The organism is Arthrobacter sp. 2MCAF15 (genome assembly GCF_052115605.1).
Lineage (GTDB): Bacteria > Actinomycetota > Actinomycetes > Actinomycetales > Micrococcaceae > Arthrobacter.
The window spans coordinates 69,198-90,039 of record NZ_JBFRGZ010000008.1 but is presented as its reverse complement, the minus strand read 5'-3'; the positions used below and the strand labels follow the sequence as shown (position 1 = coordinate 90,039).

16 protein-coding genes are annotated in these 20,842 nt (G+C 67.3%); 11 read left to right on the top strand and 5 right to left on the bottom strand.

Going from position 1 to position 20,842, the window contains the following annotated elements; translation table 11 throughout:
* Window positions 1–67: 67 nt before the first annotated feature.
* Together AB4089_RS10910 and AB4089_RS10905 are read left to right on the top strand one after the other, a co-directional pair.
* Window positions 68–1,768 (top strand): DUF885 domain-containing protein, encoded by a 1,701-nt coding sequence (locus AB4089_RS10910; RefSeq protein WP_441409306.1) that lies wholly within the window; start codon window positions 68–70, stop codon window positions 1,766–1,768.
* Window positions 1,769–2,015: 247 nt separating this feature from the next.
* Window positions 2,016–3,479: a dicarboxylate/amino acid:cation symporter gene (locus AB4089_RS10905; RefSeq protein WP_441409305.1), complete on the top strand. Its 1,464-nt coding sequence runs from the start codon at window positions 2,016–2,018 to the stop codon at window positions 3,477–3,479.
* Between the two features lie 82 nt (window positions 3,480–3,561).
* On the opposite strand, the gene AB4089_RS10900 is transcribed toward AB4089_RS10905, so the two are convergent.
* On the bottom strand, window positions 3,562–4,128 hold the full coding sequence (locus tag AB4089_RS10900; protein ID WP_441409304.1) for a Clp protease N-terminal domain-containing protein: 567 nt from the start codon (window positions 4,126–4,128) through the stop codon (window positions 3,562–3,564).
* A 183-nt stretch (window positions 4,129–4,311) separates the two neighbouring features.
* On the opposite strand from AB4089_RS10900, the gene AB4089_RS10895 reads away from it, so the two are divergent.
* From AB4089_RS10895 to AB4089_RS10885, 3 genes are all read left to right on the top strand, one after another.
* A complete protein-coding gene (locus AB4089_RS10895) occupies window positions 4,312–4,710 on the top strand; it encodes a YbjQ family protein (RefSeq protein WP_441409303.1) in 399 nt (132 codons plus the stop codon).
* A 68-nt stretch (window positions 4,711–4,778) separates the two neighbouring features.
* Window positions 4,779–5,501 (top strand): TetR/AcrR family transcriptional regulator, encoded by a 723-nt coding sequence (locus AB4089_RS10890; protein WP_441409302.1) that lies wholly within the window; start codon window positions 4,779–4,781, stop codon window positions 5,499–5,501.
* Between the two features lies 1 nt (window position 5,502).
* Entirely contained in the window at window positions 5,503–8,046 is a 2,544-nt protein-coding gene (locus tag AB4089_RS10885) for an MMPL family transporter (RefSeq protein ID WP_441409301.1), read from the top strand.
* 154 nt (window positions 8,047–8,200) lie between these two features.
* Here AB4089_RS10885 and AB4089_RS10880 read toward each other — a convergent pair whose 3' ends face one another.
* From AB4089_RS10880 to AB4089_RS10870, 3 genes are read right to left on the bottom strand one after another with little or no spacing between them, the layout of a single operon-like run.
* Window positions 8,201–9,154, bottom strand: coding sequence for a hypothetical protein (locus AB4089_RS10880; RefSeq protein ID WP_441409300.1), 954 nt, complete (start codon window positions 9,152–9,154; stop codon window positions 8,201–8,203).
* Complete coding sequence (locus AB4089_RS10875; RefSeq protein ID WP_441409299.1) at window positions 9,151–9,858, bottom strand: cytochrome b N-terminal domain-containing protein; 708 nt, start codon at window positions 9,856–9,858, stop codon at window positions 9,151–9,153. Before AB4089_RS10875 ends, AB4089_RS10880 begins: the two co-directional genes overlap by 4 nt.
* Entirely contained in the window at window positions 9,855–10,022 is a 168-nt protein-coding gene (locus AB4089_RS10870; RefSeq protein WP_441409298.1) for a hypothetical protein, read from the bottom strand. Before AB4089_RS10870 ends, AB4089_RS10875 begins: the two co-directional genes overlap by 4 nt.
* Window positions 10,023–10,233: 211 nt before the next feature.
* Between AB4089_RS10870 and AB4089_RS10865 the strand changes: the two genes are divergently transcribed.
* The 3 genes from AB4089_RS10865 to AB4089_RS10855 all read left to right on the top strand — a co-directional run bounded on the left by AB4089_RS10865 (window position 10,234) and on the right by AB4089_RS10855 (window position 13,801).
* Window positions 10,234–10,941: a Maf family protein gene (locus AB4089_RS10865; protein ID WP_441409297.1), complete on the top strand. Its 708-nt coding sequence runs from the start codon at window positions 10,234–10,236 to the stop codon at window positions 10,939–10,941.
* 201 nt (window positions 10,942–11,142) lie between these two features.
* Window positions 11,143–12,963, top strand: coding sequence for an acetyl/propionyl/methylcrotonyl-CoA carboxylase subunit alpha (locus AB4089_RS10860; protein ID WP_441409498.1), 1,821 nt, complete (start codon window positions 11,143–11,145; stop codon window positions 12,961–12,963).
* A 106-nt stretch (window positions 12,964–13,069) separates the two neighbouring features.
* A complete protein-coding gene (locus tag AB4089_RS10855; protein ID WP_441409296.1) occupies window positions 13,070–13,801 on the top strand; it encodes a glutamine amidotransferase in 732 nt (243 codons plus the stop codon).
* Between the two features lie 85 nt (window positions 13,802–13,886).
* Here the strand turns inward: AB4089_RS10855 and AB4089_RS10850 are convergent, their stop codons facing one another.
* Window positions 13,887–15,299, bottom strand: coding sequence for an MFS transporter (locus AB4089_RS10850; RefSeq protein ID WP_441409295.1), 1,413 nt, complete (start codon window positions 15,297–15,299; stop codon window positions 13,887–13,889).
* Window positions 15,300–15,592: 293 nt separating this feature from the next.
* On the opposite strand from AB4089_RS10850, the gene AB4089_RS10845 reads away from it, so the two are divergent.
* The 3 genes from AB4089_RS10845 to AB4089_RS10835 are packed head-to-tail and all read left to right on the top strand — an operon-like array spanning window position 15,593 to window position 20,827.
* Window positions 15,593–17,008 (top strand): MFS transporter, encoded by a 1,416-nt coding sequence (locus AB4089_RS10845; protein ID WP_441409294.1) that lies wholly within the window; start codon window positions 15,593–15,595, stop codon window positions 17,006–17,008.
* A gap of 1 nt (window position 17,009) precedes the next feature.
* The gene (locus AB4089_RS10840; RefSeq protein ID WP_441409293.1) at window positions 17,010–19,271 is read left to right on the top strand and encodes a molybdopterin oxidoreductase family protein; all 2,262 of its coding nucleotides are present in this window, start codon (window positions 17,010–17,012) and stop codon (window positions 19,269–19,271) included.
* Window positions 19,268–20,827: an FAD-dependent oxidoreductase gene (locus AB4089_RS10835; RefSeq protein ID WP_441409292.1), complete on the top strand. Its 1,560-nt coding sequence runs from the start codon at window positions 19,268–19,270 to the stop codon at window positions 20,825–20,827. The genes AB4089_RS10840 and AB4089_RS10835 overlap by 4 nt, the downstream gene beginning before the upstream one ends.
* Window positions 20,828–20,842 lie beyond the last annotated feature (15 nt).

The window sequence follows — 20,842 nt, the reverse complement described above, 5'->3', positions numbered from 1 at the left end:
GCTGGGCGAAGGCAGAAAAAGTTCAGTGACTCTTTCATAACTGACTTGCCCGGGCTAGTCTCGTCGGGTGACTACCGAAACGATTGCCTCAGACAACACTGCCCCCGTGCGCCAGCAGACCGCCATCGACGCCGTCGCCGACGCCTACACGGACACTCTGATCCGGTTGAATCCGAGCTTCGCCACCGAGCTTGGCCTGCCCGGGCACGAGACCGAGTACCAGGACTTCTCCCCCGCCGGCCATGAGGAATTCGCGGCCGCCGCCCGCGAAGCACTCGCGGCACTGGACGGGTTGGAACCGGTCGACGACGTCGACGCCGTCACGCTCGACGCCATGCGTGAGCGGCTGGGCCTGCAGCTGGAAATCCACGAATCCGGCTGGGACACGGCCGACCTGAACAACATCGCCTCACCGTCCCAGGACATCCGCGCCATTTTCGACCTCATGCCGACGGACACCGCCGCGCAGTGGGACCACATCGCGGGCCGGGCACACAATGTCCCCGCCGCGATCGACGGCTACATCGAGTCGCTGCGCTCGGCATTGCAGGACGGCAAGGTTTCTGCCGCCCGCCAGGTGTCGATCGTGATCGAGCAGGCCACCAAGCACGCCGCGGAGGACGGCTTCTTCGCGAAGCTCGCCGCCGGCGCCAAGACCGCTGAAGGTCCGCTGCCCGCCGACGTGCAGTCAAAGCTCGACGCCGGCGCTGCCGCCGCGCGCGTGGCCTACTCCCGGCTGGCCGGCTTCCTGGAGTCCGAGCTGCTTCCGGTCGCCCCGGCCAAGGATGCCGTGGGCCGCGAACGCTACGCCCTGGCTTCCCGGGACTTCCTCGGCGCCACCGTGGACCTGGAGGAAACCTACGCCTGGGGCGTGCAGGAGCTTGACCGCCTGATCGCCGAGCAGGAGCGCGTGGCCGGAGAGATCCGGCCCGGCGCCTCGATCGAGGAAGCCAAGGAGATCCTGGACAACGATCCCGCGCGGCAACTCAAGGGCACCGACGCCCTCCAGGCCTGGATGCAGGAGCTCTCCGACAAGGCCGTGGCCGACCTCGCGGGCGTGCACTTCGAGATCCCGGACGTCATGAAAACGCTGGAATGCCGAATCGCCCCCACCGATGAGGGCGGCATCTACTACACAGGCCCCTCGGACGACTTCAGCCGCCCGGGCCGGATGTGGTGGTCCGTGCCGGCCGGCGAGGACACCTTCACCACCTGGGCCGAAACCACCACGGTCTACCACGAGGGCGTTCCCGGCCACCACCTGCAGGTCGCCACCGCCACCTACCGCCGCGAGCTGCTGAACAAGTGGCGCCGGAACGTCTGCTGGACTTCGGGCCACGGCGAGGGCTGGGCGCTCTATGCGGAGCGGCTCATGCAGGAACTTGGCTACCTCACCGATCCCGGCGACCACATGGGCATGCTGGACGCCCAGCGGATGCGTGCGGCCCGTGTGGTGTTCGACATCGGTGTGCACCTGGAGCTGGAGGTCCCCGAACGCTGGGGCTCCGGGACGTGGACCCCGGACAAGGGCTACGAATTCCTGAAGCAGAACCTCGCGATCAGCGAAGGGCAGCTGAAGTTCGAGTTCACCCGTTACCTCGGCTGGCCGGGACAGGCGCCCTCCTACAAGGTGGGCCAGCGGCTCTGGGAGCAGATCCGGGCCGAGCTTGAATCCCGCCCCGGCTTCGACCTCAAGTCCTTCCACACGAAGGCGCTGAACATCGGCTCGGTGGGCCTGGATACCCTCAAGCGAGCGCTGCTGGGCTAGTCCCCACCGTCTCGAGACCGCAGTTCGCGGCAGTGTTTCCTTGGAACGTTGCCGTGAACTGCGGTTTCGTGTGACTGGGTCATCCCTATGACGAGACAATCGCCACATCCCGGCCGGGAATAACTTCACAAAAGTCCCACGCCGTGCGGGAAACACCGGGAATTAGTGCTGCGGCGCCACAAGTCGGCCCGTAATACTTCTCAACATCCGTTCGTCATGCTATGAATCGCCGCCCTAGCGTGTTCCGGTGACCACTCAGACAAACACCCCCGCACCTGCTGGAAAGACCGGGTTCCAGCTGCCCAAATGGGCCGGCTCCTTCGGCTTCCAGATCATCGCCGCCCTGATCGTCGGCCTGGGCCTTGGCCTCCTCGCCAAGTACACCGGCAGCACCAAGACGAGCCCCAACGCCCTCGGCGCCACACTGCAGACCATCGGCTCGAGCTACGTCTCGCTGCTGCAGACCGCCGTGGTCCCCCTGATCTTCACCGCCGTCGTCAGCTCCATCTCCAACCTGCGCGCCGTTTCCAACGCCGCCCGGCTGGCGTGGAACACGCTGCTCTGGTTCGCGATCACCTCGCTGATTGCGGTGCTGATCGGCATCGGCCTGGGCGTGCTGCTGCAGCCCGGCGCCGGCACCGGCATCAACCAGGAAGCCAAGTACACCGGCAAGTCCGGCGACTGGTGGGCCTTCCTCACCGGCCTGTTCCCGAAGAACTTCCTGGGCCTTGGCGCGAACACCACCATCACCGACGGCGTCGCCACCACCGCCGTGAGCTTCAACGTCCTCCAGATCCTGGTGATCGCGATCGCCGTCGGAGTCGCCGCCCTCAAGGTGGGCAAGGCCGCCGAGCCGTTCCTGAACCTCAACGCCTCTGCCCTCGCCGTGATCCAGAAGGTCCTCTGGTGGATCATCCGGATCGCGCCGCTGGGCACCGTCGGCCTGATCGGCAACGCCGTGGCCGTCTACGGCTGGGACACCATCGGCTCGCTCGGCAAGTTCACCGTGGCGATCTACATCGGTCTGGCCCTCGTGCTGTTCGTGGTCTACCCGGTCCTGGTCCGCAGCCACGGGCTGTCCGTCAAGCAGTACTTCTCCGGCGTGTGGCCGGCCGTGCAGCTGGCATTCGTCTCGCGCTCCTCGATCGGCACGCTGCCGCTGACCCAGCGCGTCGCGGAGCGGAACCTGGGCGTCCCCCGCGCCTACGCCTCCTTCGCGGTGCCGCTCGGAGCGACCACCAAGATGGACGGCTGCGCCGCGATCTACCCAGCCGTAGCGGCGATTTTCGTGGCCCAGTTCTTCGGCATCGAGCTTGATTTCACCCAATACCTGCTGATCGCGCTGGTGTCCGTGCTCGGCTCGGCCGCGACCGCCGGCACCACCGGCGCCGTCGTCATGCTGACCCTGACGCTCTCCACGCTGGGACTGCCGCTGGCCGGCGTCGGCCTCTTGCTGGCCATCGACCCCATCCTGGACATGGGCCGCACCGCGGTGAACGTGGCCGGGCAGGCCTTGATCCCGGCGATCGTTGCCAAGCGCCAGGGCATCCTGGACGAAACGCTGTACAACGCGCCGCGGAACGGCGATCCGTTCAGCGATGACGACGTCGACGCCGATGGCGGGACCGCCGTCGAACCCGCGGAAGCCTCCACCCTTGCGGCAGCCGAGGCGGGACGCGACGATCGCGAACTGGCGGACGCGAAAGCATAGCGACAGAAACGACCGCAAAACAAGAGGAGTCCCCGGGTACACCCGGGGACTTCTCTGGTTATGGCGGCGCCTGAAGCGTGGCCTAGCGTCCGCCGATCACGCCCTTTTCTGCGGCCTTGGTGACGGCATCGGCTTCGGCCTGGGTCAGGGTCCCGTCCTTGACGGCCTGGTCCAGCCGCGGCTTCAGCGCCGCGGCGTGGTTGGCCTGCTCGGCGGTGCGCAATTCCTCAAGCGCGGCGGTGACCTTGGCTTCATCGATGCCGAGCGACTTCGCCAGGGAGGCGGCCAGGGCCTTCTCCATGGCGGCGCGGTCCGGTTTCTGCCCCGGGGCAGGAGGAGTGGCTGGCGGCGTGGCCGGCCTGTTGGCTTCGCGGAAGGCCTTCAGGGCATCGGTGACCTTGGCCTCGTCGACGCCCAGCTTGGCGGCGAGGTCTTTGACGGGGGTGCCGAATTCCGCACCCCCGTGGCCGTGGTGGCCGCCGCGCATGCCGTGGCCGCCGTCGAAGTTGTCCGCCGGGGCACTCGAACTGGGGGTCGGTGTGGGAGTCGGCGTCGTGGTGGCCGAGGCCATCCCGGCAACTCCGAGCCCGGCGCCCAGCGCCACAGCCGCTGCACCGAGGCCGAGCGCAATTCTGGTTGTGCGTGACATGTGCTGTCTCCTGGATCTGCCGCGCGGTGACGGCGCTTGAAGCCAATGGTTCTGCCGGGGAAGGCTGTTCCACGGGCATCTTTAGTCTGCACCCGCCCCAGCAGAGATAGCTGTTTCCCACCTTTCACTTTCCTGTGAATCTCACAGGGAAATGCGGGCGGCAAAAGTGGATAGGCTCTGGGCATGCTGATCGTCACATCGAACGACATTCCAGGCCACCGGATCGACGCAGTCTTCGGCGAAGTCATGGGCCTGACGGTCCGCTCCCGGGACATCACCGCCCAGGTCATGGCCGGTTTCCGTTCCCTCGGCGGCGGTGAGGTGCTGGAAATGACGCGGGCGCTCTACGACAGCCGGCAGGACGTCATGGCCCGGATGGTGGCCGAGGCCGAGCAGCGCGGCGCGAACGCCATCGTCGCCATGCGCTTCGACACGTCAGCGATCGGGGCGAACTGGACGGAGATCTGCGCCTACGGCACTGCCGTTTTTGCGATTCCGCTGTCCCAGGATCAGCCCGGCGCCACAGGCCAGTCGATCTATCTGACCAACTCCGGCGACACTGCGCCGCAGCTCAAGCCCTGATTTCCGGCTTCAGGCTCCCTCGAAAAAGATACTTGCGCAGAGTGCAAATATGCACGTAGTGTAAGCGCGTGACCCCAGAACCATCTCCTGCCGCCGCCCAGGCTGCCTCCTCCAGCGGACCCGATACCGCACCACCCTCGAGCCGCGAACTGAGCCGTCGCGAACTAAACAAGGCGGCCACCCGTCAGGCCATCATCGACGCCGCCATGGACTTGCTCCGCACCCGGGGTCCCGGAAACTTCACGGTGGAGGACATCGCCGAGGCCGCAGGGATATCCCGGCGCACGTTCTTCAACTACTTCGCCAGCACCGAAGTGGTCATTGCCTCGGTGACCCACGGGTTCCTGGACACGGCACTGCAGCAGTTCCGGCTCCGCCCGGCCGGCGAGCCCATCCTGGAATCCGCGCGGGCCGCCCTGGTTGAGCTCGCCGACCCCATGACCGTGGCTCCCCTGGCCGAGCTGTACAGCATGGGCCAGGCGAACCCCATGCTCAGCCGTTCCGAGCTTGAAGCCTGGGACCACTGCACTGTGGAGATCATCGACGCCGCCCGCGAGCGTTTCGCCCAGGGCCCCGGCATCGAGATCGACGAACTCTACCTCCGCGCCCTCGCGGGCTCCATCATCTCCTGCGGGAAGGCCGCCATGGACGTCTGGTTCGCCCGCTGCGGCGGCGACCTCAGTCCGGCTTCCTTGTCCATCCTGCGCCAGCTCCTCATCGACTCCATGAGCCTCCTCGGCTCCGGCTTCGCGTCCCACTCCCCCGCCACCCCTTCCCCAGATCGGCACTGACATGGCCCTATTGCTCTACCGTCTCGGCAAGTTCTCCTACCGCCGCCGCTGGCTCGTCATCTCCCTCTGGCTCGCCGTCATGGTGGCCGTCGGCGGAGCCGCGGCAGCCTTCCACGGCACCATGTCCAACAACTTCCAGATTCCCGGCACTGAAACCCAGCAGATGGCCGACAAGCTCAAGCAGGAGCTACCCAAGTCCTCCGGCGGTTCGGCCGGCATCGTATTCCAGTCGCAGAACGGCCAGTTCACCCAGGCCGGCAAGGACGCAGTCTCTGCCGCCCTGGCCAAACTGAAAACCCTGCCCGATGTTCAGGGCACCGTGGACCCGTTCGCTACCCAGGCCCAGCTGGACAAGGCCGTCACGGACGTGGCAGCCGGCGAGCAGCAGGCATCGGCAGGCAAGGCGCAGCTCGATGCCTCGGCCACCCAGCTGGCCGCCGGGAAGTCCCAGCTGGCCGCCGCGGAGCAGCAGATGACCGCGGCGCGCATGTCCCCGGAGGCCATCGCAGCCCAGCTCGGCCAGCAGAAGGCCGCCCTCACCGCAGGCCAGGAAAAACTCGACGCCGGGACCAAGGAACTCGACGCGGGCGCGGCCAAGCTTGATCTGGCCAAGCGCCAGCTGGAGGCCTCCCAGGGCATGCGGTTCGTCTCCGAGGACGGCACGGCGGCGATTGCACAGGTCCAATTCAAGACCTCGATCAACGGGCTGGCCCCCGCTGTGCGCCAGCAGGTCCAGGACATCGCCCACGAAGTCTCTTCTGCCGGCGTGACCGCGCTGGCCAGCAAGGAAATCACCGAGGACGTCTCCGAACTCTTCGGCATCTCCGAGATCCTCGGCATCGCCATCGCCGCCCTGGTGCTGATCGTCATGCTGGGAACACTGATCGCCGCCGGCCTGCCCCTGCTGATGGCGATCGTCGGTGTGGCCGTGGGCGTCGGCGGCACCTTCGCGCTCAGCGGCGCCATCGACATGAGCTCCATTTCCCCGATGCTGGCGCTCATGCTGGGCCTCGCCGTCGGCATCGACTACTCGCTCTTCATCGTCAACCGGCACCGCAGCCAGCTCCTGGCCGGCATGGACGCGGAGGAATCCGTGGCCCTCGCCACCGGCACCTCCGGCAACGCGGTGCTCTTCGCTGGCCTGACGGTCATCATCGCCCTCGCGGCCCTCGTCATACCCGGCCTTCCCTTCCTGGCCGTCATGGGCCTGTCCGCCGCCGCAACAGTGGCAGTCGCCGTCGTCGTGGCCCTGACCCTCACTCCGGCCATGCTGTCCCTGATTGGCCCGAGGCTCATTTCCCGCCGTGCCTGGGCCAAGGCGGAGAAGCACAACGCCGCCCCGGGCCACGAGCGCGAGGACCGTGCCCGCGACGAACGCCGCAGCACCCGCGGCTGGGGCGGCCTGGTCACCCGGCACCCGGTCCTGTCCCTGCTCGCCGGCGTCCTGCTGCTGGGCATCGTGGCGCTGCCGGCCAGCCAGCTGCGGCTGGCGCTGCCCGACGGCGGGTCCGAGCCCGTTGAGTCACAGGCGTTCAAGGCCTATGACGTCACCGGCCGAAGCTTCGGCGAAGGCATGACGGGCCCGATCGTGGTGGTGGGCGACTTCCCCGCCGGCCTCACCGAAGCCGAAGCCACGGCAAAGCAGCTCGACGTCGCCGACATCCTCCGCGGCACGGACAACGTCACCGCCGCCGTTCCGGTGGCGCTGAGCGAGGACCGCCGCACCGCAGTCTTCCAGGTCATTCCCCGGGAGGGCCCCGCCAGCGCCAGCACGGTCAAGGTGGTCTCCGAGCTGCGCGCCGAGAAGAGCCGGATCAAGGACTCCACCGGCGTGAGCATCGGCCTCACAGGCCAGACGGCCGGCAACGTCGACGTGTCCACCAAACTCGGCGACGCCCTGCCCCCGTACCTGGCAATCGTCGTCGGACTGTCCCTGATCCTGCTGCTGCTCGTCTTCCGTTCGATCGTCGTGCCGCTGCTGGCCACCGGCGGCTTCCTGCTCTCGCTGGCGGCCGCCTTCGGAGCCGTCGTCGCGGTTTACCAGTGGGGCTGGCTCGGGGGCGTGTTCGGCGTCGAAAATCCGGGCGCCGTGCTGAGCTTCCTGCCGATCATCCTGATCGGCGTGCTGTTCGGCCTGGCCATGGATTACCAGGTGTTCATTACCTCCGGCATGCGTGAGTCGTTCATGCACGGCGAATCGGCCAAACACGCCGTCCGCACCGGCTTCAGCCATGCCGCGTCCGTGGTTACCGCGGCCGCCATCATCATGGTCAGCGTGTTCTCGGGCTTCATTTTCTCGCACCTGAATATGGTCCGGCCGCTGGGCTTCGCGATGGCCTTCGGTGTCCTGGTGGACGCGTTCGTGGTCCGCATGACGATCGTCCCGGCCGTGATGTACCTGCTCGGCGACAAGGCGTGGTGGCTGCCCCGCTGGCTGAACCGGATCCTGCCGGACGTCGATGTTGAGGGTGCGAAGCTCCGGCAGCCGGCGCCCGCCGCGGCGGCCTCACCCGAAGCCGAGCCTGAAGAGGTCGCAGCGCGCTGACGTTACCGCCGCACGCTGAACCAACGCGGGGTCACTTAGCGCCGATAAATCCCCTCCGGATGGGCGCTAAGCGGCCCCGCGTTGGACTACGACGCCGGAGCTGCGGGCATCCCCGGGATTCTCCGATGCCGGGGGTCACAGCTTGCCTGCGGACTCAACGGTTGCGGTAGTAGTCCTTCCAGATCAGGCGATGAAGGGGGATCACCCGCGGCAGCGACCTCAGTCCGGGGATGAACGGCAGGAAGGCCAGCAATGCCGTGAGCACGAGCATCGTGACGACGACGAGGGCATCGGCATTAGGCGAGGACTTGAACGGTTCCACCTGGTAAAGGAGCGAGAAGAGCCACAACCAGGACTGCCCTGGCGTATCGCCGGTTTCGTTCATCACCCCCCACTGATCCCCGGCGAGGTGTTGGCTGGCCGCAAGATCCGGGAAGTACCCGCCGTCTCCCAGAAAGAGCAGGCTGCGCGTGTAGTCCATGTTGTAGAAGTTTCCGTCGTTCTGCAGCACGCCATCGAGACTGCCTTGGCGCGCCATGTCCAGCAGCGCTCCCGTCAGTGCAGGGACCGGGCCATAGTCGCCGTCGGCTACCTTGGCCGGGTCGTTATCGGGCGCAGCGGCGAGGGCGTCGGAATAGGCTGCTGCCCAGCCTGAGCGCTGCTGATCCGTGGCTTCCGCCCAACGTTCCAGTCCTGCTGGCGGCGACGGCAGCGTCGCAAGCGGGGCGATCACGAAGTCATTGGCGGTATCAACTGGAAGGCGAACGCCGGAGAGGCTTTGAAGGTCCACGGGGCCGATCCTTTGCGACGCGTCCGGAGTCGAGTTGTAGGGCGGCCCATATCCAGCAGTATCGCTCGTGCCGGCCAGTTCTTTTACTGCAGTGCCAACGAAATCCGCCGGGGCGGCCGTGGCCCACGCCTTGAGCCTGACGCTGGGTTCATCAGGGGACCCGAAGATGGCGGATACACCGAGCACGAGCAGGCCGACCACCACCACGCCGATGATCAGTTCCTTGATGAGGTCATATTCGCGAACGCTGCCCGTCCAGGGCCGACTGGCAACATCGTCCGTCTTCCGCCAAGAGGTACTGCTGCTTTTCCTGGTCATTGCACTGTGCCCCTGGGTTCGGCCGCCTCCGGGCGGTTGTGAAGCAGCTGGGCATCGGACTCCGCGGCATCCAGTGGAGGTGCAACGCCATGGACCCGGACCAGCAGGACGTGCAGGACCACCACGGCGCCCACGGCCAAGGGCAGCAGTGTGACGTGCCAGGCGAACAGCTGACCGACGTTGGCCACATTGAACCAAGCGCCTACTCCGACCGCGTTCAGCGCATCCTTCGCTTCGAAGGCAATCCACTGCGAATCGAAGTTCGTCTGGAGCAGATACCCGGTGAAGGCCGCCACGATGGAAACGACAAAGGAGATCACGCCGGTGATCCAGGTCAGGACCCGGCCCCCGCGCCAGGCCGCCATCCAGAATTTCAGCCACAGGTGCACCACCATGAAGATGAAGAAGAGCTCCACGCTCCACAAATGGGTGCTGTTGACGAAGCTCCCCAGCGAGGAAACGTGATACCACTGGGGTCCGTTCATTCCCAGCACGATCCCGGAAACGATGATCCACAGCAGGGATGCGATGGCCCCCATGCCGAATACGTACGCCCAGGATGCCACGAAGCTTGGCTGGTCCTCGGGCAAGAGTTTGTCCGGGGGAAGCTTTCTCAGGAGCCACCGGCGGGCCCTGCCGGTCCAGGTGTGGGCGTCGGTTTCATCGCCCGGCGCATGGTGCCGCGGTGTGGCATGGGCGGTCATTTCCGCCGCTTCCCGCCGGGAAAAGGCAGGACCAAGGCCAGGACGAACAAGATGATCATCACCACGATCACTATCAGGTTTCCGGACTGGATGATGAAGCCATCCCAGCCAAAATATGTCCCGACACCAACTATGCCAACGCTTGCCGCCAGCCATCCGGCCATGGGCTGCTCGATTCTTCGTAGGATCCCCGTTCAACTCCACCACGGCCAGATATCTGCAAATAGAGTCTTCCGTCCCGGCCGGGCGCCCACCCGGGACTCCAACTGCTGCAGAGGTCGCCCACCGAACCAACGCGGGGTCACTAGAAACCGCCCTCCGGATGGGCGCTAAGTGACCCCGCGTTGCTTTGGGGCGGTGGATTAGGCTGGACCCGTGACCCGCCTCATTCTTGCCTCCCAGTCCCCCGCCCGCACCAAGCTGCTCAGCCACGCCGGGATCCGGCACGAGGTCCTCGTCTCGGATGTGGACGAGGACGCCGTCCAGGCCCGCTATGGTGTCACCGATCCGCATGACACGGCCCTGCTGCTCGCCCGGGCCAAGGCCGAGGCCGTCGCCTCGCTGCCCGAGGCCGACGGCGCAATCGTGATTGGCTGCGATTCCGTCTTCGAATTCGACGGCGAGGCCCACGGCAAGCCCTACACGGCCGAGGTCGCGCGCGAGCGCATGCTGCGCATGAGCGGCAGCATGGGCGTGCTGCACACCGGCCACTGGCTCGTCGACTGCCGCGACACCGACGGTGAAGAAACAGACGGTGAAGACACAGACGACGACGGCGACCTCACCGCACGCGGCTCCGGCGCCACCCTGGGCTCGGTATCCTCCGCCGAAGTGCACTTCATGGAAATGAGCGTCGAGGAAATCGACACCTACATCGCCACCGGCGAGCCGCTGCAGTGCGCCGGCTCCTTCACGATCGACGGCTACGGCGGGGCGTTCATCCGCAAGGTCGACGGCGATCCCCACACCGTCGTCGGGCTCTCCATCTCCACTCTGCGCGCGCTCCTCAGCCAGGCAAATGTGGGCATCACCGAGCTTTGGACCGGCGGGGCCGTGGACCCGGCGGACGTCCGCGCCGAGTGAAAGCGGAGTGAAAGCCGAGTAGGGACTAAGTGGGGACCGAGTGAGCCATTTCGCCTCTCTTTGTGGCAACCCTACAAAGGAGGGGCCGTTTACGCGCGGAATCCGCAAGTAATATCGGCGGAACCCACAAAACCGCGCTAGGCTCCCTGAAGGAAAGAAGGAGACGCCTTGTCAGCAAATTCGGAGCAGTCCGCCACCACCGTGCCGGGATCAACACAGTCATCTGCAACCGCGGGCAGCCGCCCGCTTAGCAAGGTGCTGATCGCCAACCGCGGAGAAATTGCGGTGCGCATCATCCGCGCCGCCCGCGATGAAGGCATCACCTCGGTGGCCGTCTACGCGGATCCCGACCGCGATGCCCTGCACGCGCGGCTTGCCGACGAGGCCTACGCACTCGGTGGCAACACCGCCGCAGAGTCCTACCTGGTGATGGACAAGATCATCGACGTCGCCCGCCAGTCCGGCGCGGACGCCATCCACCCCGGGTACGGCTTCCTGGCCGAAAACGCCGAGTTCGCCGCCAAGGTGATCGCTGCCGGCATCACGTGGATCGGCCCCTCCCCCGAGGCGATCTCGGCCCTCGGCGACAAAGTCCAGGCCCGCCACATCGCCGAGAAGGTCGGCGCCCCGCAGGTCCCCGGCACCGCCGACCCGGTCGAATCCGCCGAGGAAATCCTCGAATTCGTGGACAAGTTCGGCCTGCCCGTCGCCATCAAGGCGGCCTTCGGCGGCGGCGGACGCGGCATCAAGGTGGCCCGCACGCGGGAGGAAATCCCCGAACTCTTCGAATCTGCCGTGCGCGAGGCGACTGCCGCCTTCGGCCGCGGCGAGTGCTTTATCGAGCGCTTCTTGGACGCCCCTCGGCACGTCGAGACCCAGTGCCTCGCCGACGCCTACGGCAACGTCGTGGTGATCTCCACCCGCGACTGCTCGCTCCAGCGCCGCAACCAGAAACTCGTCGAAGAAGCCCCTGCCCCCTTCCTCACCGAAGAGCAGAACAAGCGCCTCTACGAATCTTCCAAGGCCATCCTCAAGGAAGCCGGCTACCTCGGCGCCGGCACGTGCGAATTCCTCGTCGGCCAGGACGGCACCATCTCCTTCCTCGAGGTCAACACCCGCCTCCAGGTGGAGCACTGCGTCTCCGAGGAAGTCACCGGGATCGACCTCGTCCGTGAACAGTTCCGGCTGGCCCGCGGCGAGGAACTCGGCTACGACGACCCCGAAGTCCGCGGCCACTCCATCGAATTCCGCATCACCGGCGAGGACCCGGGCCGGAACTTCATGCCCGCCCCGGGCACCATCACCACGCTGAAGAACCCGACCGGCCCCGGTATCCGCATCGATTCCGGCGTGGAGCAGGGCGACGTCATCAGCGGAAACTTCGACTCCATGCTCTCCAAGCTGGTGGTCACCGGCGCCACCCGCGCCCAGGCCCTGCAGCGGTCCCGGCGTGCGCTGGAGGAAATGGTGGTCGAAGGCATCCCCACCGTCATCCCGTTCGACCTCGCGGTTGTGTCCAATCCCGATTTCGCCCCGGCCGAGGGCGCCTTCAAGGTGCACACCCGCTGGATCGAGACGGCCTTCGTCAACGACATTCCGGCCTGGACCCCCACCGGCACCGACGCTGAAACGCCCGACGGCGGCGATCGCCAGCGGGTGGTGGTCGAGGTCGGCGGCAAGCGCCTCGAAGTGGTGTTGCCGGCGTCGCTGGGCACCGGCACGTCCGGCGGTACGGGCGGCGGCAAGCCGGCCAAGGTCAAGAAGCGCGTCCGTGGCGGCGGCGCCACCGTGGCTGCGAGCGGCAACGCGCTGACCTCCCCCATGCAGGGAACCATCGTGAAGGTGGCCGTCGCCGAAGGCGCCACGGTCGCCGAGGGCGATCTCGTCGTCGTGCTCGAAGCGATGAAGATGGAACAGCCGCTCACCGCCCACCGCGCCGGGATCGTGATGGGCCTCACCGCGGCTGCCGGCGAGACCGTGTCCGCCGGCGCTGTGATCGCCATGATCGAAGACGGCGAGTGACCGTCAGCCACGGCGGACAGTAGAAAGAACCAGCAGGACAGTAAGACCACTCCGGTCACGGGCGCGCCTCTGGCGCCTCCGTGACCGGCCAGTGGAAACTTGGAGTGTGAAGCCATTCCTGCTCCTCGCCTCGCGCGCGGAAGAAACCGCCGCCGAGGACGAATACCGCGCCTATCTGCGCTACTGCGGGCTCGAGCCCGAGCAGCTGCACCGCATCCGGATGGAAGCCGCCCCGCTCCCCCCACTGGAGCTGTCCGACTATTCGGGCGTCATTGTGGGCGGCAGTCCCTTCACCTCCAGTGACCCGGCCGATCACAAGAGCGCCACCCAGCACCGGGTGGAGCGCGAACTCGCCGGACTGCTGGACAGGATCGTGGCCGAGGACTTCCCGTTCCTCGGTGCCTGCTACGGCGTCGGAACGCTCGGCCTGCACCAGGGCGCCGTGATCGACCGGACCTACGGTGAAGGCCTGGGCGGTGTCACCATCAAACTGACGGCCGAAGGGCTGCAGGATCCCCTCCTGCGCGGACTGCCGGAGAGCTTCGTAGCGTTCACCGGCCATAAGGAGGCCTGCACCGTCCTGCCCTCCCACGCTGTACTCCTGGCGAGCTCGGCCGCCTGCCCGGTGCACATGTTCCGGATCAAGACCAACCTGTACGCCACCCAGTTCCACCCCGAACTCGACGCCGAGGGGCTCGTCACGAGGATCGACATCTACCGCCACGCCGGCTACTTCCCGCCGGAATCGGCCGAAATGCTCATGGAGGACGCCCGCCGGTACACCGCGACGGAGCCAATGAAGATCCTGCGGAACTTCGTGGAACGCTACGCGAGCTAGGAGAGCTGAAAGCTAGCAGGCACGGAAATGCCCGGTGTGTTCGACGAACACACCGGGCATTTCCGTCAGCAGCTTCGCTGGAGCGTCAGGCTACGTTGTTCTCGTAGTCCAGATCGCGGGTTTCCTTACTAACGAACAGGGCAATCAGCGTCAACACGGCCATGACGGCGAGGTAGACACCGACCAGCGCCGGGCTGCCCTTGCCGACTTCCCAGAGCCAGACGGCGATGAACGGAGCCACCGCCGCACCCAGGATGCTGGAGAAGTTGTAGCTGATGGCCGAGCCGGTGTACCGGACGTTGGTCGGGAACAGTTCCGGCAGCAGCGCACCCATGGGCCCGAAGGTCAGGCCCATCAGGGAGAAGCCGATGATCAGCAGTGCCATGGTGCCCACGAACCCTGCGCTGAACAGCGGGACGAACAGCAGGCCGAAGGCCAGGATGCCGGTCGTAACCACCATGAGCATCTTGCGGCGGCCGTACTTCTCGGCCAGGGGGCCGGAGACCAGGGTGAAGATGCCGAAGAACACGACGCCGACAATCAGCATCCAGAGGAAGTCGTTGCGGGTGTAGCCCAGGCCGGGGACGAACGCGGCGGCCGCGGACTCGCTCATCGGCTTGCCTGCCTTCTCGGCCGCGGCCTTGGCGGCATCCAGGCTGGAGGCGCGGGTTCCGTAGGTGAGCGTGAACGTGGTCATCAGGTAGAAGAGCACGTAGGTGGCGAGCATGATGAACGTGCCCAGGATCAGGTGGCGCCAGCTGGTCTTGAAGACCCGGGCCAGCGGCAGCTTGGCGACCTCTTTGGATTCGATGACCTTGGTGAACGCCGGGGTTTCGATCAGCTTGAGGCGGACGTAGAGGCCGATGATCACCATGACGGCGCTGAGCAGGAACGGCACGCGCCAGCCCCAGTCCATGAAGGCCTGCGGCGTCAGGGTGTAGCTGAAGACCAGGAAGATCACGTTGGCGATGATGAAACCGATCGGGGCACCGAGCTGCGGGAAGGTGCCGTAAATGGCCCGCTTGTTCGCGGGGGCATTCTCGGTGGCCAGCAGTGCCGCACCGCTCCATTCGCCGCCAAGGGCAAGGCCCTGGAAGAAGCGCATGACGACCAGGAGGGCCGGAGCCCAGAATTGCCAGCCGGGTACGGTCGCCGTCGGCAGGCAGCCGATCAGGAAGGTAGCAATACCCATTGTCAGCAGCGAGGCCACGAGGGTGCCCTTGCGGCCGAACTTGTCGCCGAAGTGGCCGAAAACAATAGAACCGAGCGGGCGGGCGATGAACGCGACACCGAATACAGCGAAGGATGCCAGCAGCTGGGCGGTTTCGTTCTGCGCCGGGAAGAACAGCGAGGGGAAGACCAGCACGGCAGCAGTGGCGTACACGTAGAAGTCATAGAACTCGACGGTGGTGCCGATCAGGCTGGCGACAATCACGCGGCCGCGCGAATTCACCTGCTTCGTGGACCCATGCTCCGAGGAGGTTGCAGTGGATGACATGTAGTAGCGCTTTCATGAAGACCGGACGGAAATTCCCCAAGAGCCCGATGCCCGGGGCCGCCGGATAGGGAGTCGTATATGTCTGATAATAGTTCCCACCGTCCAGTCAATGGACAAATGTTCCGCTATTTGGACGCCGTGTCGTCGTCTCACGTGGTGGTCGTCACACCCATTCTCACACCGTAATAAAGGCCCCGATAGGCAAAAGTCACAGCGCGTTAATAAACGGCGACCGTCCCTGAAACGCGGGATCCCTACCTTTGAAGGACAACACCCCCAAGGAGGTCTCCCAAGTGACTGCTGAACGCACCGCCGAAATCGGCGCCGTAGATGCCGATGCCACCCGTACCGGCGGCACCCTTACCCTCGACCACCGGCCCGGCCGCTGGATCGCCAACTGGGATGCAGAAAACAAAGAACAGTGGGAGTCTGCCGGCCGCTCGATCGCCCGCCGCAACCTGAACTGGTCCATCTTCGCCGAGTTCCTGGGTTTCGTGGTCTGGCAGCTTTGGTCGATCGTGGTGGTCCAGCTTCCCTCCGCCGGCTTCAAGTTCTCCACCAATGAGATCTTCTGGCTGATCTCCATGCCAAGCCTCGTGGGCGCCACGCTCCGGATCCCCTACACCTTCATGGTGCCGCGCTTCGGCGGCCGCAACTGGACCATCGTCTCGGCCCTGCTGCTCCTGCTCCCCTCGGTGGGCCTGGGGCTGTGCGTGGCCAACCCGGGCACCCCGTTCGGCGTCATGCTGTTCGTGGCGGCGCTGGCAGGATTCGGCGGCGGCAACTTCGCAAGCTCGATGGCCAACATCACCTTCTTCTACCCCGCCCGGGAAAAGGGCTGGGCCCTGGGCCTGAACGCCGCCGGCGGCAACCTCGGTGCCGCCGTCGCACAGCTGGCCGTGCCGATCGCCATCACCCTGCTGGCAGCCGGCACCGTGAACCTGCCCGTCGCCGGCTTCATGTGGGTACCGCTGATCCTGCTGGCCGCCTTCGGCGCCTGGAAGTACATGGACAACCTCACCAGCGCCAAGGGCGACGTCGCGGGCTCACTGGCCGCGCTGAAGGAACCGCACCTGTGGATCATGGCGCTGCTGTACATCGGCACCTTTGGCTCCTTCATCGGCTTCGCCGGCGTGTTCCCCAAGCTCATCAAGGACTACTTCCCGGCCTTCTCCTCAATCGGCGTCGGCACCGTGGCATTGTCCCTGGCCTTCCTCGGCCCGCTGGTCGGCTCACTGGCCCGCCCCTACGGCGGACGCCTGGCTGACCGGAATGGCGGGGCCCGCATGACCGTCACCGCCTTCGGCGCGATGGCCGTGATCACCCTGACCATGATCTGGACCCTGCCGCTGAAGAACTTCTGGCTGTTCCTGGTCCTGTTCCTGCTCCTCTTCACCGCCAGCGGCTTCGGAAACGGCGCCACCTACCGCATGATCCCGGTCATCTTCGCCACCTCCAGCCGGGCCGCCCGCTCCGGTGCCAGCACGGTCACCACCCAGCGGCTCGCGTCCTCGGCCCTGGGCCTGATCTCGGCCATCGGCGCCTTCGGCGGATTCGTCATCCCGCAGGTACTCAACGCCTCGAACACCGCCAGCGGCTCCTACACCCCGGCGTTCTACGGATTCGTGGGTGCCTACGTCATGATGCTGGCGGTCTGCTGGTTCTTCTACATCCGCAACGCCAACCGAAACGCGATGGGACACGTCTAACATGACCATCGGCGCCGACACGCACTGCCCTTACTGCGCCCTGCAGTGCGCCATGACGCTCACGTCTCCAGCGGCTCTGACCCCGGCTGTCCAGCCGGGGTCAGACCCCGTTCACGCCGCGCCGGCGCCGGCGCCCGCCGTCGCCCCGCCGCTCCTGACAGTCGCTGGACGGGACTTCCCCACCAACCGCGGCGGCCTGTGCCGCAAGGGCTGGACCTCTGCCTCGCTGCTGAACCACACCGGCCGCGTCACCGAGCCCCTGCTCAAGGGCGCCGACGGCGTCCACCGCCCGGTCAGCTGGGACGAGGCCCTCGGGCTGATTGTCTCCGCCGTGAAGAGTGCCCGCGCCGGGCACGGTCCGGACGCCGTCGGCGTGTTTGGCGGCGGCGGCCTCACCAATGAGAAGGCCTACCAGCTGGGCAAGTTCGCCAGGCTGGGCCTGGGCACCTCGCGGATCGACTACAACGGACGGTTCTGCATGTCCTCGGCCGCCGCGGCCGGCATGCGCGCCTTCGGCCTGGACCGCGGGCTCCCGTTCCCGCTGGCGGACCTCGACGCCGCCAGTACCATCCTGATGCTCGGCTCCAACGTTGCCGAGACCATGCCGCCCTTCGTCCAGCACCTCCAAGGCGCGCGCGACGCCGGCGGGCTGATCGTCGTCGACCCCCGGCGCTCCGCCACCGCCGCGTTCACTTCCGACGGCGGCGGCCTGCACCTGCAGCCGCTGCCGGGCACCGACCTCGCCCTGCTCCTGGGCATCTCCCACGCGGTGATCCACGAGGGCCTGGCCGATGCCGCGTATATCGCCGAGCGCACCACCGGCTACGACGCCGTGGTCCGCAGCGTCGGAAGCTTCTGGCCGGAACGGGTCCAGTCGATCACCGGCGTCCCCGCCGGGCTGATCCGCGAAACCGCGCGGCGGCTGGCCGACGGCGCCGGCAAGGGCGGCAGCTACATCCTCACCGGCCGCGGCGTTGAACAGCACGTGGACGGCACCGACACCGCCACGGCCGCCATCAACCTCTCCCTCCTGCTGGGCCTGCCGGGCTCAGCGCGGAGCGGCTACGGCACCCTCACCGGCCAAGGCAACGGTCAGGGCGGCCGCGAACACGGCCAGAAGGCGGACCAGCTCCCCGGCTACCGGAAGATCACCGATCCAGCGGCCCGCGCCCACATGGCAAAGGTCTGGGGCGTGCCCGAAGCGCTCATCCCGGGACCCGGCGTTCCCGCCGTCGAACTGCTCAAGTCCCTCGGACAGCCCGACGGCGTCCGCTGCCTCTTCGTGCACGGCGCCAACGTGGCGGTGTCCGCCCCCGATGCGAACGCCGTGATCGCCGGCCTGCGCAGCCTGGACTTCCTGGTGGTGTGCGACTTCTTCCTCTCCGAGACCGCCGCCGAGGCCGACCTGGTCCTGCCGGTCACCCAGTGGGCCGAGGAAGAAGGCACCCTGACCAACCTCGAGGGCCGCGTGCTGCGCCGCCGCCGGGCCCTCACTCCCCCGCCCGGGGTGCGCAGCGAGCTCTGGATCATGACCCGTCTGGCCGAACTGCTGGACGCGCCCTCCACCTTCAGCGAGGACCCCGAAACCGTGTTCGAGGAGCTCCGGATTGCATCCTCCGGCGGACTGGCCGACTACTCCGGGATCGACTACGCCATGCTGGACCGCGGCGAGGAGGCCTACTGGCCCTACCCATCCGGCAGCACCGGCACGCCTCGACTCTTCCTGGACGCCTTTGCCCACGGGAACGGCCGGGCAGTGTTCACCCCCGTTGCGCCCCGGCGACGTACTCCTTCCGCCTCAGCGACCGGCACCTCCCCGTCCGGAAGGCCAATGACCCTGATCACGGGCCGGCTGATGGAGCACTACCAGTCCGGCGCCCAGACCCGCCGGGTGGCCGCCCTGGCCGAGGCCCAGCCGGAGGCGCGGCTGCAGCTGCACCCCGCCGCGGCTGCCGCCCAGGGCATCGCCGACGGCGACTTCGTCTCCATTTCCAACGAACGCGGCGTGGTCAGCTGCCGTGCCGAGCTGAGCACGGACATCCGCCCGGAGACGGTGTTCCTGCCGTTCCACTTCCCGGAGCTCGAGAGCGCCAACCGGCTCACCGAGGCGGCCACGGACCCCATTTCCGGGATGCCCGAGTTCAAGACGAGCAAGGTATGGATCCGCCCGACAAGTTCCTGCGACACGGTTTCCGGCTCTGTCCCGGCCGGTGCTTCCGCCGGTGTTGGCGGCCGCATTCTTCAAGCAGAGGAGACCTCATGACTGAGCGGATTGTGGTGGTGGGATTCGGGCCTGTCGCCGCGAGGCTGATCGACGAGCTGCTGCCGGCTATGCGCAGCGGAATCGCGCACCTGACGGTGATCGGCGAAGAGTCCGAGGCGGCGTACAACCGCGTGCTGGTGGCGGATCTCGGCGTCGGCCGGACCACGCCCGCTGCCCTGGCTCTCGCGGATGCTGCCGCACTCGTGGCTGAGGGCGTCGATGTCCGGCTGGGCGTCCGGGTCCGCCGCGTGGACCGCGCCCGGCAGCAGGTCCTGCTCAGCGATGGCACCTCCCCTGGCTACGAGCGGCTGGTCTTCGCCACCGGTTCGCGGCCTGTCATCCCCAACCTCACCGGTCTCAACCCGGACCCGGCCGCTCCTGTTCTGCCGCCGGGCGTGACCGCCCTTCGGGATCTCCGCGACGCGTCCATGCTCCACTCCGCCGTGGGCGGCGGCAAGCGCGTGGTGGTCCTGGGCGGCGGCGTGCTGGGTCTGGAGACTGCCCTGGCCGCGGCCGAGGAAGGCGCCACCGTCACGGTGGTGCACAACGGACCGCATCCCCTGGGCCGGAACATCGACCGCGGCGGTGGCGCCATCCTCGCGGCTTCCTTGCGGAACTGCGGCGTGCGGGTTGCGGGCAACGCCCGCTCCGTCGGCGTCGAACACAACGCCCCCGACGGCGGCTTCTCGGCGCTGCTGCTCGATGACGGCTCCGCGATCGACGGCGACCTCCTGGTGCTCTCCTGCGGTGTCCGGCCGCGGACCGAACTGGCGGAAGGCTGCGGTCTCTCCACCGCCGCCGGGATCCTGGTGGACCACAAGCTCCGGGCCCACCACGAGCCGCACATTTTTGCGATCGGTGACTGCGCAGAGGTCCGCTGCCCGGACCCCGAGTGCGTGGAGTGCCGGACCGCGCGGGGCCCGTCCGGGCTGGTGGGGCCCGGCTGGCGCCAGGCCGAGTGGCTCGCCGATTACTTGACCCTGCTGGCAACCGGCGCCGAGGCAGAGGCCGAGGCCCTGCCCTCGCTTCCCGCGGAACTGCCGGGCGTGATCGTGCTCAAGGCCCGTGGCATGAACATGGCCGTGGCCGGGGATGTATCCGCCGACCCGTGGGACGAGGAAGCCCTGGCCGCCGGCGCCGTCAACGGCCGGGCGCGGCTGCAGATCGCACAGTGGGCCGATCCCGAGCACGGCCGCTATGTCAAGATGATCACGCGTGGCGGCGTGCTCGAGGGCCTCGTGTCCGTGGGCATGCCCCGCACCTCGGCCGAGCTTGTGCAGTTGTTCGAGCGCGGCGCCGAACTCCCCGCGGACAGGTCGCTGCTGCTGCGCCTGGACGGGCCCGACCAGCTCGCATCTCCCGGCGCTGCCGACCCCGCCCGGACCGTCTGCCGGTGCGCGGGCGTCAGCGGGACAGCCATTGCTTCTGCCGTCACTGAGGGCTGCGGGACCGTTCCCGAAGTCTCCGCGGCCACCCGCGCCGGCACCGGCTGCGGCGGCTGCCACGACGACATCAAGGGGATCATCGAGGCCCACTTTCAGGGGGCGGTTGCCTGAGGCTTAGTTCGATGG

Coding starts and splice junctions, on each gene's coding strand:
- AB4089_RS10900 (WP_441409304.1), bottom strand. CDS start 4,128: ATGTCACGCACAACCAGAATTGCGCTCGGCCTCGGTGCAGCGGCTGTG.
- AB4089_RS10895 (WP_441409303.1), top strand. CDS start 4,312: ATGCTGATCGTCACATCGAACGACATTCCAGGCCACCGGATCGACGCA.
- AB4089_RS10885 (WP_441409301.1), top strand. CDS start 5,503: ATGGCCCTATTGCTCTACCGTCTCGGCAAGTTCTCCTACCGCCGCCGC.
- AB4089_RS10880 (WP_441409300.1), bottom strand. CDS start 9,154: ATGACCAGGAAAAGCAGCAGTACCTCTTGGCGGAAGACGGACGATGTT.
- AB4089_RS10875 (WP_441409299.1), bottom strand. CDS start 9,858: ATGACCGCCCATGCCACACCGCGGCACCATGCGCCGGGCGATGAAACC.
- AB4089_RS10870 (WP_441409298.1), bottom strand. CDS start 10,022: ATGGCCGGATGGCTGGCGGCAAGCGTTGGCATAGTTGGTGTCGGGACA.
- AB4089_RS10850 (WP_441409295.1), bottom strand. CDS start 15,299: ATGTCATCCACTGCAACCTCCTCGGAGCATGGGTCCACGAAGCAGGTG.
- AB4089_RS10840 (WP_441409293.1), top strand. CDS start 17,010: ATGACCATCGGCGCCGACACGCACTGCCCTTACTGCGCCCTGCAGTGC.
- AB4089_RS10835 (WP_441409292.1), top strand. CDS start 19,268: ATGACTGAGCGGATTGTGGTGGTGGGATTCGGGCCTGTCGCCGCGAGG.